Source organism: Massilia glaciei, from assembly GCF_003011895.2.
GTDB lineage: Bacteria > Pseudomonadota > Gammaproteobacteria > Burkholderiales > Burkholderiaceae_D > Telluria_A > Telluria_A glaciei.
Map to the genome: position 1 here is coordinate 1 of NZ_PXWF02000102.1, position 13773 is coordinate 13773.

11 protein-coding genes are annotated in these 13773 nt (G+C 68.0%); 6 read left to right on the forward strand and 5 right to left on the reverse strand.

Annotated features, from left to right (window positions below; genetic code table 11):
- The first annotated feature begins 14 nt into the window (after window positions 1-14).
- The 4 genes from C7C56_RS07515 to C7C56_RS07530 all read left to right on the forward strand — a co-directional run bounded on the left by C7C56_RS07515 (window position 15) and on the right by C7C56_RS07530 (window position 4800).
- The gene (locus C7C56_RS07515; protein WP_370660184.1) at window positions 15-170 is read left to right on the forward strand and encodes a DprA-like winged helix domain-containing protein; all 156 of its coding nucleotides are present in this window, start codon (window positions 15-17) and stop codon (window positions 168-170) included.
- A gap of 48 nt (window positions 171-218) precedes the next feature.
- A complete protein-coding gene (locus C7C56_RS07520; RefSeq protein ID WP_106756827.1) occupies window positions 219-680 on the forward strand; it encodes a Smg family protein in 462 nt (153 codons plus the stop codon).
- A 268-nt stretch (window positions 681-948) separates the two neighbouring features.
- Window positions 949-3642 carry a DNA topoisomerase III gene (locus C7C56_RS07525; RefSeq protein WP_106756877.1) on the forward strand — a complete coding sequence of 898 codons (2694 nt, stop codon included), beginning with the start codon at window positions 949-951 and terminating at the stop codon, window positions 3640-3642.
- A gap of 483 nt (window positions 3643-4125) precedes the next feature.
- Window positions 4126-4800 (forward strand): hypothetical protein, encoded by a 675-nt coding sequence (locus C7C56_RS07530; RefSeq protein WP_106756828.1) that lies wholly within the window; start codon window positions 4126-4128, stop codon window positions 4798-4800.
- Between the two features lie 85 nt (window positions 4801-4885).
- Here C7C56_RS07530 and C7C56_RS07535 read toward each other — a convergent pair whose 3' ends face one another.
- From C7C56_RS07535 to petA, 3 genes are all read right to left on the reverse strand, one after another.
- On the reverse strand, window positions 4886-8467 hold the full coding sequence (locus C7C56_RS07535) for an ABC transporter permease/M1 family aminopeptidase (RefSeq protein ID WP_229458346.1): 3582 nt from the start codon (window positions 8465-8467) through the stop codon (window positions 4886-4888).
- Window positions 8467-9360 (reverse strand): ABC transporter ATP-binding protein, encoded by an 894-nt coding sequence (locus C7C56_RS07540; protein WP_106756829.1) that lies wholly within the window; start codon window positions 9358-9360, stop codon window positions 8467-8469. The genes C7C56_RS07535 and C7C56_RS07540 overlap by 1 nt, the downstream gene beginning before the upstream one ends.
- 380 nt (window positions 9361-9740) lie before the next feature.
- Window positions 9741-10268 (reverse strand): ubiquinol-cytochrome c reductase iron-sulfur subunit, encoded by a 528-nt coding sequence (petA, locus tag C7C56_RS07545; RefSeq protein ID WP_229458357.1) that lies wholly within the window; start codon window positions 10266-10268, stop codon window positions 9741-9743.
- Between the two features lie 160 nt (window positions 10269-10428).
- On the opposite strand from petA, the gene C7C56_RS07550 reads away from it, so the two are divergent.
- Entirely contained in the window at window positions 10429-10917 is a 489-nt protein-coding gene (locus C7C56_RS07550; RefSeq protein ID WP_106756879.1) for a hypothetical protein, read from the forward strand.
- A gap of 20 nt (window positions 10918-10937) precedes the next feature.
- Window positions 10938-11609 (forward strand): 2-polyprenyl-3-methyl-6-methoxy-1,4-benzoquinone monooxygenase, encoded by a 672-nt coding sequence (gene coq7 / locus C7C56_RS07555; protein ID WP_370660183.1) that lies wholly within the window; start codon window positions 10938-10940, stop codon window positions 11607-11609.
- Window positions 11610-12015: 406 nt separating this feature from the next.
- Here the strand turns inward: coq7 and C7C56_RS07570 are convergent, their stop codons facing one another.
- Together C7C56_RS07570 and C7C56_RS07575 are read right to left on the reverse strand one after the other, a co-directional pair.
- Window positions 12016-12438 carry an OsmC family protein gene (locus tag C7C56_RS07570; protein WP_106756831.1) on the reverse strand — a complete coding sequence of 141 codons (423 nt, stop codon included), beginning with the start codon at window positions 12436-12438 and terminating at the stop codon, window positions 12016-12018.
- Window positions 12439-12583: 145 nt separating this feature from the next.
- A complete protein-coding gene (locus tag C7C56_RS07575) occupies window positions 12584-13768 on the reverse strand; it encodes an ABC transporter permease (RefSeq protein ID WP_106756880.1) in 1185 nt (394 codons plus the stop codon).
- Window positions 13769-13773 lie beyond the last annotated feature (5 nt).

Genomic DNA, 13773 nt, shown 5'->3' on the forward strand with positions numbered 1-13773 from the left:
GCGAGCAGGCGCTGCTGGCCGCGCTCGGCTTCGACCCGGTCGACGCCGACACGCTGGCCGCGCGCCTCGGCAGCGCCCCGGGCGCGCTGGCGGGCCGCCTGCTGGCCCTCGAGCTCGCCGGGGGCGTGGAACGGTTGCCCGGTGGAATGTTCCAGCGGGTGGCCCGGTGAGGGCGCGCGGCACTGGTATCGAGCGGGCTTAACTGATAAAGTAGCGCCATGTTCGATATCCTGGTCTATCTCTACGAGACGTACTACCGCCCCGACGCCTGCCCCGAGCCGGCGGCGCTAGCGCGCAAGCTCTCGGCCGTCGGCTTCGACGACGACGAGATCTCCGAGGCGCTCGTGTGGCTGACCGACCTGACCGAGATGGCCGGCGCCGAGCCGCCCGCGGCCATGAGCTCGAACGGCACCCGATTCTACGTCGCGCGCGAATACGACGCCCTCGGCGCCGACGCGATCGGCTTCGTCCAGTTCCTCGAGAGCGCCAAGGTGCTCTCTCCGGTGCAGCGCGAGATCGTCATCGAGCGCGCGTTCGCGCTCAAGGAGTCGCCGGTAGGCCTGGGCAAGCTCAAGGTCATCGTGCTCATGCTGCTGTGGAGCCAGGGCAAGGAGCCCGACGCGCTCATGTTCGACGACCTGTTCGGCGACGACGAGCAGGCGCCGCGCCTGCTGCACTAGCGCGGCCTGCTTCGCCGGCCTGCCGCGCCGGCCCGGCGCCGCCCGGGCGCGCCGCATCCCCCCTTTTTTCCGTTTGCGCGGCCGGTTCCGCGCCCGCCCCAAGGCGGCCCCGTGCACGGGCCACTTGCGGATTCCCCGGCAACGCGCTTATCATTGGCCCGCAGTTTATAAGCTTAGCTATTAGCTATCAGGATGGCAAAACCGCGCAGCCCCCGGCCAAGCATGTATGATGCGCGTGCCGAACAACAGAGAGTACGACGAGAAACCTATGACAAAAACCCTCATCATCGCAGAGAAACCCTCAGTGGCGAACGATATCGCCAAGACGCTGGGCGGCTTCACCAAGCACGATGAGTACTTCGAGTCGGACCAGTACGTGCTGTCGTCGGCGGTCGGCCACCTGCTCGAGATCGCCGTGCCCGAGGAGCACGACGTCAAGCGCGGCAAGTGGAGCTTCGCCAACCTGCCGATGATCCCGCCCTACTTCGCGCTCAACCCGATCGCCAAGACCGAGGCGCGCCTGAAGGTGCTCAACCGCCTGATCAAGCGCAAGGACGTCTCGGCCCTGATCAACGCCTGCGACGCGGGCCGCGAGGGTGAGCTGATCTTCCGCCTGATCGCGCAGAACGCCAAGGCCAAGCAGCCGGTCCAGCGCCTGTGGCTGCAGTCGATGACGCCGGGCGCGATCCGCGACGGCTTCAAGAACCTGCGCTCCGACGAGGAGATGCTGCCGCTGGCCGACGCCGCGCGCTGCCGCTCCGAGGCCGACTGGCTGATCGGCATCAACGGCACCCGCGCCATGACCGCGTTCAACTCGAAGGAGGGCGGCTTCTACCTGACCACCGTTGGCCGGGTGCAGACGCCGACGCTGTCGATCGTGGTCGAGCGCGAGGAAAAGATCAAAAAATTCGTCTCGCGCGACTTCTGGGAGGTGCGCGCCGACTTCGTGTGCGCGGCCGGCGTCTACGAGGGCCGCTGGCTCGACCAAAAGCATAAAAAGGACGAGAACGACCCCGAAAAGCGCGCCGAGCGCCTCTGGAGCCGCACCGCAGCCGAATCGATCGTCACCGCCTGCCGCGGCAAGCAGGGCACCGTCACCGAGGAGAGCAAGCCGACCACCTCGATGGCGCCGGCGCTGTTCGACCTGACCAGCCTGCAGCGCGAGGCCAACGGCCGCTTCGGTTTCTCGGCCAAGAACACGCTCGGCCTGGCCCAGGCGCTGTACGAGAAGCACAAGGTGCTGACCTACCCGCGTACCGATTCGCGCCACCTGCCCGAGGACTACATCGACACCGTCAAGGAGACCATGCTCTCCCTGGCCGGCAGCAACAACTACCACCAGTTCGCCAAGCAGATCACCGCCAAGGGCTGGGTCAAGCCGAACAAGCGCATCTTCGACAACACCAAGATTTCGGACCACTTCGCGATCATCCCGACCACGGTGGCGCCGAAGAACCTGTCCGAGCCCGAGCAAAAACTCTACGACCTGGTCACGCGCCGCTTCATGGCGGTGTTCTTCCCGGCCGCCGAGTTCCAGGTCACGACCCGCTACACCGAGGTCTCGGGCCACCAGTTCAAGACCGAGGGCAAGGTCATGACCAACCCCGGCTGGCTGGCGATCTACGGCAAGGAGGCCGCCGTCGCCGGCGACGACAAGGAGGACAGCGGCATGCTGGTCGCCGTGGCCAAGGGCGAGAAGGTCCAGACCGACAAAATCACCGCCAACGGCCTGGTCACCAAGCCGCCGGCGCGCTACTCCGAGGCGACGCTGCTGTCGGCGATGGAGGGCGCGGGCAAGCTGATCGACGACGACGAGCTGCGCGACGCCATGGCCGGCAAGGGCCTGGGCACACCTGCCACGCGCGCTGCCATCATCGAGGGCCTGCTGACCGAGCGCTACCTGCTGCGCGAGGGGCGCGAGCTGATCCCGACGGCCAAGGCGGCGCAATTGATGACGCTGCTGCGCGGCCTCGGCGTCAACGAATTGACCGCGCCCGAGCTCACCGGCGAATGGGAATACAAGCTGCGCGAGATGGAAAAAGGCAAGATTTCGCGCGAGGAGTTCATGCGCGAGATCGCCCAGATGACCCAGATCATCGTCAAGCGCGCCAAGGAATACAACAACGAGACCATCCCCGGCGACTACGCGACCCTGGCCACCCCATGCCCGAACTGCGGCGGCGTGGTCAAGGAGAACTACCGCCGCTTCGCCTGCTCCAAGTGCGAATTCAACATGAGCAAGACCCCGGGCAGCCGCCAGTTCGAGATCGCCGAGGTCGAGGAGCTGCTCAAGAACCGCACCATCGGGCCGATGCAGGGCTTCCGCTCGAAGATGGGGCGCCCGTTCGCCGCCATCCTGCGCATCGTGCGCGACGAGGAGATCAAGAACTGCAAGCTCGAATTCGACTTCGGCCAGAACGACGGCGAGGGCGAGGGCGGCGAGGGCGTCGACTTCAGCGGACAGACCCCGCTCGGCCAATGCCCGAAATGCGCCGCCGGCGTGTTCGAGATGGGCCTGGCCTACGTCTGTGAAAACAGCGTCGCCAAGCCCAAGACGTGCGACTTCCGTAGCGGCCGGATCATCTTGCAGCAGGAGATTTTGCCCGAGCAGATGGTCAAGCTGCTCACGGTCGGCAAGACCGACCTGCTGCCCGGCTTTGTGTCGCCGCGCACCCGGCGCCCATTCAAGGCCTTCCTGGTCAAGGCGGACAAGCCCGACAAGCTGGGCAAGATCATCAACTTCGAGTTCGAGGAGCGCAAGGCCAAGGCGCCGGCCAAGGGCAAGGCGGCGCCGGTCGCCGACGCCGCCGATGGCGCGGCCGAGGCGGCCGAGGGCACGGCGGTGAAAAAGGCCGTGGCCAAAAAGCCCGCCGCCAAGAAGCCCGCCGCCAAGAAGCCCGCCGCCAAAAAGGCGGCGGCCAAAAAGGCGCCCACCAAGAAGGTCGCCGCGGCCGCCGAATAAAATCGGCCGCACGCGCAAAAAACCGCGTTCCCTTGCCGGGCGCGGTTTTTTTTCGTCCCTGCTTCGGATCGGGGGTGTGGAAATAGACCTTGCCGGTGATGTTGGCGCGGTCGGGCGGGGCACGAGCGAGCGCGGTCGCGGCCGCTCCGGCAACTTGCTGCGCGAGGCGGGCGGCGCGCTTGCCGGGGTGGCCTCGGTTGGGCCGATGTGCCGGAGGAAATAATGCGCCGTCCTGTCGCCTGCCATCGGCTTGAAGCCGCGCAACATCAGTCGGCGGGCGCGGGGTGTCGCTGAACAGGGCGCCGAGCGAGTCCAGTTCCGATCGGTGCGTGCGGATCCGGACACGCGCGGCCGTGCGGATCCGAACACCGCATCGGCTGGGGCTGGCGCTTTTCAACGCGCTGGCCGCGGCGCACTGGACAGAACGGCGCATGCCGCACTACACTTGGACGGTCACAACCGTCAACGCCACCCCCGCCGACCATGCTCAGTGCCGCCGCCGCAACCCGCCTGCATATTCCCGAAGGCCCGCTTCCACGGGCAAGAATCCGGTCCGCCTCCTACGATCTGTACGATCCCGATCCCGGGGCCGGAGACGGCCTCCTCGGCGAAATGCTTGAAGAGCAACGACGCAACGTGACGGCGATGAAGAAGGTCCTTGTGGTCCTCGCCGATGACGCCATCGGCGACCCGGCCGCCTTCCTGGCGCTTTCCGCCTCGTCGGCGCCGGTGGTGCGCCTCGTCCATGAAATAGCGGCATTGCCGCCCGAAGCCGGTGTTGGCCACTTCAAGCTCAAAGGCTATCTTCCGGTTCCGGTGCGCGAGGAAAACGCCATGCGGTTTGCGGCCTTGCTGCTGCTGTTCGGCGCGAGGGCGATGTTTCTGGGCGAGCGCCTTGGCCTGGGCTCGCTCCTGAGCGCGGTGGAGGCGCGCGGCTTTCGGTATGCGCCGTATCTGGCCGATGACGAGCGGCAGTTGGTGGCGGGTTTCCACACCTTCGTGCTGCCGCTGGACGATGTTTTTCTAGCCGATTCATACTACGCGTTTGTCACCGGCGTCATCGCAAAGTTCCCGCCCGGGGACAGGGCATTCGCGGCCTTGTGCGTGACGCGGGTGCTGATGATGAGTTGTGGGCGGGGCGCTTCGGAAACAGCCTGACGGGCCGCTTGCCAAGGCCGGCGCGCGGCCTCCCAACACACGTGGGGGCCGGCGCGGTTCCGGGTGTGCGGACCGGCACAGCCGGCTACTTGATCTCGACCTCGACCATATTGTCGGACGGCCGGCGGTCGATCAGCTTGTTGTCCGGGTCGATGCCGGCCCTGGCGGGGCGTCCGCGCACCGTCACCGTCAGCGCCACCGTCTTGGTGTCGACCAGGCGCCGTTCGCGCAGCAGCGGCTTGCCATCCTTGTCGTCGACCCCGAACTCGATGTAGTCGCGCAGCGGCACCTCCCTCTCGTCGCCCAGTTCGCCCGCGCTCAGCTTGGACGCGCTGGCATTGATGGTCACGTCGTAGCGGCCGTCGGCGCGCCTGACGGCCGTGGCCGCGGTGGCGCGCGTCTCGTGCAGGATGATCGACTCGAACAGGTCGTCGACCAGGTGGGCGTGCTCGGGCGGGGTGGCCCGGCGCAGCGCGTCGGTCAGCACCGTCACGTTCGGATACGGCGGGCCGCGCAGCGCATGGCGCCCGAGCAGGCCGCGCAGCGCCGCGTTGACCTTGTCCTCGCCCAGCACGTCTTGCAGCCGGTACATCGCCAGGCCGCCCTTGTGGTAGTGGATGTATGGCTGGTTCTCGTTGTGCGCCAGCGGCAGCTCCTTGCGCTCCTCGACCGCGCGGCCCATCAGATAGCGGTCGAGGCCGTAGCGCAGGAAGCGCCGCATCTTGTCGGCGCCGAAGGCCTGCTTCATCACCATCAGGGCCGAGTACTCGGCCAGCGTCTCGCTCAGCGCCGAGCTGCCGCGGGTGTCGGCGCCGACCAGCTGGTGGCCCCACCACTGGTGCGCCACCTCGTGCGCCGTGACGAAGAACGGGTAGTCGATGTCCTTCGGATTGTCGTCGTCGACCTTGGCGATGAAGCCGATGCCCTCCGAGAACGGGACCGTGCCCGGGAACGACTGCGCCTTGCGCACGTAGCGCGGGAACTCGACGATGCGCAGCAGCTTGTGCTGGTAGGGCCCGAAATTGCGCGTGTTGTAGGCCAGCGCCGACTTGACGCCGCGCACCATGCGGTCGAGGTTGAAGTCGTGCCCGGGATGGTAGTAGAGGTCGATCGAGACGTCCTGCCAGCGCTCGTGGACCACCTCGTAGCGGGCCGACTGGATCGAGTAGAAATTGAGGATCGGCTGGTCCATCCTGTAGTGGAAATAGCGGCGCCCCTTGGCGCTCCAGTCGCGCAAGAGCGTGCCCGGCGCGACCGCGATCTGGTCGGCGGCGGTGCCGACGACGGCGTCGAAACTGATCCAGTCGGCGTCGTGGGAGGCGAAATTGTTGGCCAGCCCGCGCGGGTCGTCGCGCGCGCGCATGCGTTCGCGCGGCGGCAGGCCGTGGCGCTTGCGGTCGCGCTCGTCCGAGAGCTCGCGCCGGCCGTCGTAGCCGATGCGCGGCAGCGCATCGTTGCTGAAAAAGGTGCCGTTGCCGAGCACCGGCGTGTCCATCCCCAGCCCCAGCACGCCCTTGGGCGAATACGCCACGCCGAACCCGAGCGTGACGCGCTGGCCCGGCAGCAGCGGCGTGTCGAGCCGGTAGCCGTAGAAGCCGCGTTCGCGGTCGGCCAGCAGCACGCGCGCCGGCGCGCCGAAGCGCAGCGCCAGGGCGGCCGCGCGGTCCTGCTCGATGTACACCTCGCTGATCGGCGTGGCGCCCTTGTTCTCGAGCACATAGCTGCCCCGGACCGACATGCTGCGCCGCGCCGGCTCGAGCTCGAGCGCCAGCTTGACGCCGGTGATGCGCGGCTGCGGCAGCGCCGCCAGCTTGCTGTAGCGCCGCTCGAATTCGGCGCGCCCGGCGTCCGCGCCCCAGCTCGTCAAAAAGCTGTTGGCCACGTGCAGGTTGTAGTACAGCAGGCCGCCGGCGCCGGCGAACACGGCCAGGCCGAGCCCGAAGGTGCCCAGCACCGGCAGGCTCAGGTTGCGGCGCGCCAGCCGCAGCCGGCTGCCCAGCTCGGCGTTGCGCCCGCGCGGCCAGAACACCAGCGAGAGCACCAACAGCATCAGCGCCAGTCCGGCCCAGTAGAGCATGAACCAGCGCTCTCGCGGCAGGTGGTGGCCGTAGCCGTTCATCGCCGAATAGATGAACTCGGGCGAGGCGCCGTACAGCAGCATCGGATGGTCGAGGCCGAGCGTGTCGAAGGTGATCGTGGCCGCGTAGTACAGGATCATGACGAAGTAGGCCATGAACTTCTGGTTGACCAGCACCTGCACCGCGATCGCGAGCACGGCCAAGAGCGCGTAGCGCGGCAGCTCGATCAGGTACAGCGTTTGCAGGTAGAGCCCGGGGTCGAGGTTGAAGTTGCCGTGGAATAGCTGGATGAGCATTCCGCACAGCATGACCAGGCCCAGCAGCGCAGCCTGCAGCCCGACCAGGGCGAGCAGCTTCGAGAGCAGCGGCAGCCAGCCCGGCACCGGCAGCGCGTCGAACATCTGGTCGGTGCGCGCCTCGCGCTCGCGCCAGACCAGCTCGCCCGCGTAGAGGGTCGTGATGATCAGCAAAAACAGCGCGAAGGTGCCGTTGACCTCCTCGAGCACGATGTAGCTCATCGCATGGGTGTTGGTGCCGTACATAGAGCCCATGTTGAGCGCGCCGGCGAAGATGGTGAGTACGCCGGCCAGCACGATGGCGACAAAATAGATGTTCTTGACCGTTTCGCGCAGGTTAAGCCAGCTCGAGCGCAGCAGCAGCAGCGCCAGGCCGCGGCGCGCGAAGTCGGGCCGCTCGCGGGTGGCGCCGGCCGCGTGCGAGAGCTGCCTGGCGGCGTCCTCGCCCTCGTTGCCGCGCACGGCGCGCAGCTCGTCCGCGCCGGTGTAATGGAAGCGCCAGTAGCCGAGCCCGAGCACCACGAGGGCGAAGCCGGCCCAGATCAGGCGGTTCGCCAGCAGCACGCCCTCGAACGGGATCGCGCGCGTGTTGCGCTCGGCGATCGACCAGTATTCGGTGAGGCGGATCAGCGCCGTCGTGCCGAACGGGTCCATGAGGGCGGCGAGCGTCTTGTAGTCGAGGTCGCGCGCCAGCCGGGGCGCGACGATGTAGCCGATCATCATCACCACGCTGGCCACGTAGACCGGCACCATGCGCCGCGTGAGCGCGGCGAGCACGAAGAAGATGGCGCCGAAGATGAACAGGTTCGGCAGCACGATGTGCAGGTAGGGGCGCAGGTAGTTGGACAGGCCGCCGGGGCCGATGCGGGTCGGGTCGACGCCCGGGATCAGGGTGCCGAGCCCGAGCCCGAGCGCGATGCTCGAGAAGATCACGGCCAGCGCGCAGTAGGCCCCGAGGAAGCGCCCGAACACGTATTCGCGCTTGGCGATCGGGGCGCTGAAGAAGAACGGGTGCGTCCCGTGCTCGAAATCCTGCTGCACCGAGCGCCCCATCATGGCGGCCATGATGACCACGCCGAAGCAGCCCAGCAGCGCCACGGCCAGCTCGAGCGAGCGCGGCGCGTTGATGAACACGCGCCCGCCGAAGGTCACGCTGGCGCCCTTGAACACGCCGCCGGCGACGGCCGTCCACAGCAGCGCCAGCGCCAGGAAGACGGCGAAGTAGACCCAGGTCGAGACCAGCCGCAGGCGCTGGCGGGCCTCGAAGCGGGCGATGGCGAGCAGGGCCGGCATCAGCGGGCCAGTGCCAGCGCCTGGTGGCGTCCGGCGATGGTGGCGAAATAGACGTCCTCGAGGTCGTGCCGGGCCGGCGCGAAGCCGTCGCCGGGGTCGCGCTCGGCGTACACGTGGATCAGGGTGCGGCCCGTGAGCAGGCGGGTCGAGATGACCGCGTGCGCGTGCTGGAACGCGGCCAGCTCGTGCTTGGAGACGAAGCGCGCCCAGATCTTGCCGTCGAGCGCGTCGATGAGCTTTTGCGGTTCGCCGCACAGCAGCACGTTGCCCTTGTTGATGATCGCCATGTTGGCGCACAGGTCGGCCACGTCGGACACGATGTGGGTCGACAGCAGCACCGTCTTGTCCTGGCCCAGGTCGGACAGCAGGTTGTGGAAGCGCACCCGCTCCTGCGGGTCGAGGCCGGCGGTGGGCTCGTCGACGATGATCAGCTGCGGGTCGCCCAGCAGGGCCTGGGCGATGCCGAAGCGCTGGCGCATGCCGCCCGAAAAGCCGCCCAGGCGCTGGTTGCGCACCTCGAACAGGTTGGTCTGCTGGAGCAGGCCGTCGACCACCTCGCGCCGGCGCCCCTTGTGCGAGAGGCCCTTGAGCATGGCGAAATGGTCGAGCATCTCGTGGGCGGTCACCTTCGGGTACAGGCCGAAGTCCTGCGGCAGGTAGCCGAGCAGGCGGCGCACCGCGTCCTTTTCGTCGAGCACGTCGATGTCGTCGAGGAACACCGAGCCGGAATCACATTCCTGCAGGGTCGCCAGGGTCCGCATCAGGGTCGACTTGCCGGCGCCGTTGGGGCCGAGCAGCCCGAACATCCCCTTCGGAATGGTCAGGCTGACCTTGTCGAGGGCCACCACGCCGTTGGCGTAGGTCTTTGACAAGTTTCGGATGCGTAATTCCATGCGGTACTCCTGATTCTGTGGCCCGGCCAAGCGCCGGCGCGCGCGCGCCGGCCGGCTTGATCGGCACTTGCATTGTATTAAATTCGTGGCGTGCCGTGCGGCGTCTTGCGACGCACGGCATTCTGGCCGCCCCAGAGTGCAAAAACGGGGGAGCGGGGCGCGCGCCAGTGCGAGCGCCAGTGCGATCCTACGCGAGGGGCGGGCTTTCCGTCCAGTTTGCTTGTGCGGGGCGGCCGGTTCGGGCCGCCGGCGCGCCCGAGCCGGGCCGGGCTTGTCAATACGCCGGCGCGGGCACCGGCGCGGGCGGCCTGCCGCCGCCGGCGCGGCCGGGCCCTGCGGATGCCCGCGCCGGGTCCGTCAGGTCGCGGGGTCTTGTCCGATCAGCAATTCGGTCTCGCCGATCCAGGCGTGCGGCGGCACCGCCATGTTGGTCGGCGCGGGCACGTTGCGGAACACGCGCCCGGCCAATCGGGCCCGAGTCCGAGCCCGGCCCCGGCCCCGGGTTCGGGCCGGAAGCTCGGGATGCAGCCGAGATGGGTGCAGATGGCGGTGAGCACGAGGAACGGCGGCCGGACCGCGCGCACCGGGTTGCTGGCGTACGGGGGTTGCTCGGACTGCGCCGAGAGCGGGTCGGCCAGCGCCGGGTCGTGGCCCGCCAGCGAGGCGAGCATGGGCGCGCTGCGGTGCAGCACGAAGATCGGGCGTCCGCGCCACTCGATCGTGGCGAGCGCGCCCGGGGCCATGCCGGCCACGTCTAGCTCGACCGGGGCGCCGGCCGCGCGCGCCCGCTCGCTCGGCGTCAGGCTGGCCACGAACGGGATCGCGGTGGCGACCAGGCCGATGCCGCCCACGCCGATCGTGGTGATGGTCAGGAACTTCCTGCGCTTCATGTGGGGTGTCTGGTCCATGTGCCGCCTCGCCGCTTGGTTCTGGTGTCCGACCTCCTTTGACCGGCAAAGCGGCCCGGTGTTGCGGTCTATGCAAGAATGTATGGCGCGGGCCTCCTCCATGCATTTTTGAATAGCCGACGTTTGCCATGGGGCGCCGGAAATGTGGATAATGGTCGCCATGGATAGTGTCATCAAAGAGAATGTGATCAAAGGCGGCGTCATCAACGACGGCGTCATCAGGGACGGCGTGCTCGCCGTCGCGCGCCGCGGGCGCACCAGCGCCGAGGCGCTCGGCTATTTCCGTCTCGCGCTCGGCCTGCATTACTTGGCCGGGCTGGTCACGCCCGAGACGCTCGACTTCAAGCAGATCGACCGCCGCTACAACCGCCTCATCTACCAGTTGATCGGCGGCGGCCACAGCATCACGAGCGTGCTCCAGTTCATGAGCGGCGAAAAGGTCGTGCCCGTGCTCGAGTGCGCGCGCTTCCACGCGGCGTTCGCCCAATTCTGCCCCGGCGTGCCTGTTGCGACCATTCCATTCCTGCTCTCGCTCAACCTCGGCGTGGCCAAGAACATTTCGCGCATCGACATCGGCGGGCCCGTGCTCGACTGGATCGAACGCCACACCCCGGCGCCGGCCAGCGCGCCGCCCGCTTCCGATGCATGAACCGTCAATGCATAGACCCGATGCATAAACCCTTACCGAAAGCCGCCATGTCCGAGATCCGCACCTTCAACCCGCTCGACCGCCTCATTTCCGGCGTGGACCAGGCGCTGCGCGTGATCGCTGGCGTCGCCTCGGCCTCGCGCCCGAACCCGGCCGCGCACGCCGACGACGCCAAGCTCGACCCGGCCGAGCAGCGCCACGCCGCCGGCCTGATGCGGGTCAACCACGTCGGCGAGGTGTGCGCCCAGGCGCTCTACAGCGCGCAGGCCCGGTACGCGCGCAGCGAGGACCTGCGGGTGCAGTTCCGGCAGGCCGGGCGCGAGGAGGAGGACCACCTGGCCTGGACCGCGCAGCGCCTGCGCGAGCTCGGCTCGCAGCCGAGCCTGCTCAACCCGCTCTGGTATGCGGGCGCGTACGCGATGGGGACGGTGGCGGCGCATCTGGGCGACGCGCGCAGCTTGGGCTTCGTGATGGAGACCGAGCGCCAGGTCGAGGCGCACCTCGAGAGCCACATGTCGCTGCTGCCGGCGCAGGACGCGAAGTCGCGCGCGATCGTGTCGCAGATGCGCGCCGACGAGGCCGCGCACGGCGCGGCCGCCAAGGACATGGGCGGGCTCGAGGCGCCGGCGCCGGTCAAGCTGGCGATGACGGCGATGGCGCGCGTGATGACGGGCACGGCGTATTACATCTAGTGTCCTGAACCCGCGCGGCCCGGTCCACGCGGGCCTGACCAACAAGATGTTCCACGCCAATCCGAAGAAAAGGCGGAAGCGGCAAGCGCCCGGAAGGCCTTGCCGCTTTTTTCTTGCTCGACCGGAAAACCGGGGTCAGACCCCGGTTTCGGAATGGCGGCCTCAGCCCTCGACTATCTCGAACGAGCGCGTGATCTCGGCCGTGTTGACGAGCATGATCGAGGCCGAGCAGTACTTATCGGGCCGGAAAACCGGGGTCAGACCCCGGTTTCGGAATGGCGGCCTTAGCCCTCGACGATCTCGAACGAGTGCGTGATCTCGGCCGTCTTGGCGAGCTTGATTGAGGCCGAGCAGTACTTGTCGGACCGGAAAACCGGGGTCAGACCCCGGTTTCGGAATGGCGGCCTCAGCCCTCGACGATCTCGAACGAGTGCGTGATCTCCGCCGTCTTGGCGAGCATGATCGAGGCCGAGCAGTATTTGTCGTGCGACAGGCTCACGGCGCGCTCGACCGTGGTCTCCTTGAGGCTCTTGCCGGTGACCGTGAAGTGGAAGTGGATCTTGGTGAACACCTTCGGATCGGTCTCGGCGCGTTCGGCCTTGAGCGTGACGTCGCAGCCGCGCACGTCCTCTCGCCCGCGCTTGAGGATCAACACGACATCGTAGGCGGTGCAGCCGCCGGTGCCGAGCAACACCATCTCCATCGGCCGCGGCGCGAGATTGTGGCCTCCGCCCTCGGGCGCGCCATCCATGCTGACCATGTGGCCCGACCCGGTCTGGGCCCGGAAACTCATGCCCGACGGGCCGTTCCAGCTGACTTTGACTTCCATCGCTACTCCGTAAACAGGGGTTGGGGTGTTGGATATGTGTTGGGGTTGTCCGTGGTCCATTGTAAGCGAGCCGGCCGCGCCTTGCCAGGCGCGGCCGCAATGGGCGCCGGGCCGGGCCGGGCCGCGCCGCCCGCTACACCGCCCGCTACACCGTCAGCACATAGCGCTCGCTCTTCATGCGCCAGCTGGCCCAGCCGATGCAGGCGAGCGCGATCAGCAGCGACGAGCCGAAGGTGAGGATGAACGGCATCGCGCCGATCTCCTGGCCCTTGGCCAGTTCGCGCAGCAGGGTCTGGTTCGACAGCACCGGCACCAGGTACATCCAGGTCGCGGTCTTGAGCTCGAGCATCGGCACCACGACCATCGGCACCATCGGCAGCATGACGGCGAAGCTGACCGTGCTTTGCGCCTCCTTGAACGACTTGGCGTTCATCGCCAGCGCGATCTCGAACGCGGCCGCGAACAACGACAGCGGGATGGTGGCGATGCACACGAACACCAGGTCGACCGAGGACAGGCGCCACGACATGCCGATCTCCTCGAGCGGCAGCCATTTGAGCACCCCGTGCGCCATGCCCAGCTCGAGCGTGATGCCGATCACCGACAGCGCCCCGGCGGCGAGCCATTTGCCGACGATCAAGTCGACCGGGCGCGCCGGCTGGGCCAGCAACACCTCGAGCGAGCGGCGCTCGCGCTCGCCCGCGGTGCTGTCGACCGCGCTGCTCAGGCAAAAGATGAAGGCGGGGATGAAGAAGCTGCCCAGCATGGCGCCGATGAAGGTGGCCGAGCGCGAGGCGTTGGTGCCGGTGTCGTAGCGCTGCACCTGCACCGGCGCGAGCGTGGCCGGCGAGACCCCGTGCGCGAGCAGGCGCGCGCCGGCGATGCTGTTGCCGTAGTTGCGCAGCACCTCCTCGACGTCGCGCGTCTTGCGCCCGCTGTCGCTGGCCGAGTCGAACCAGAGGTCGATCCGGGCCGGGCGCATGGCCGCGTAGGTGTCGCCGAACTTGTCGCCGAGCCTGAGCACGGCGACCACCTTCTTGTCGCGCAGCACGTTCGTGATGGCCTCGTCCGTCATCGGGCCGCTCTCGGTCACGTTGACGTTCTTTTGCTTGAGCAGGGACATCAGCGTCGGCGCCTGCTGGCCGCCGATAACGATCACCTCGATGCCCTCGCGCTCCGGGGTCGTGGTGCGGTCGATCAGCTTGCCCAGGCCCAAGCCTACCATGGCCGGGTACATCACGACGAACAGCGCGAGCAGGCCGAGCGCGCGCTTGTCGCGCAGCGTCTCGCGGAACTCCTTGATGAAGACGACGAGGAATTTGGGTTTCATCCAGT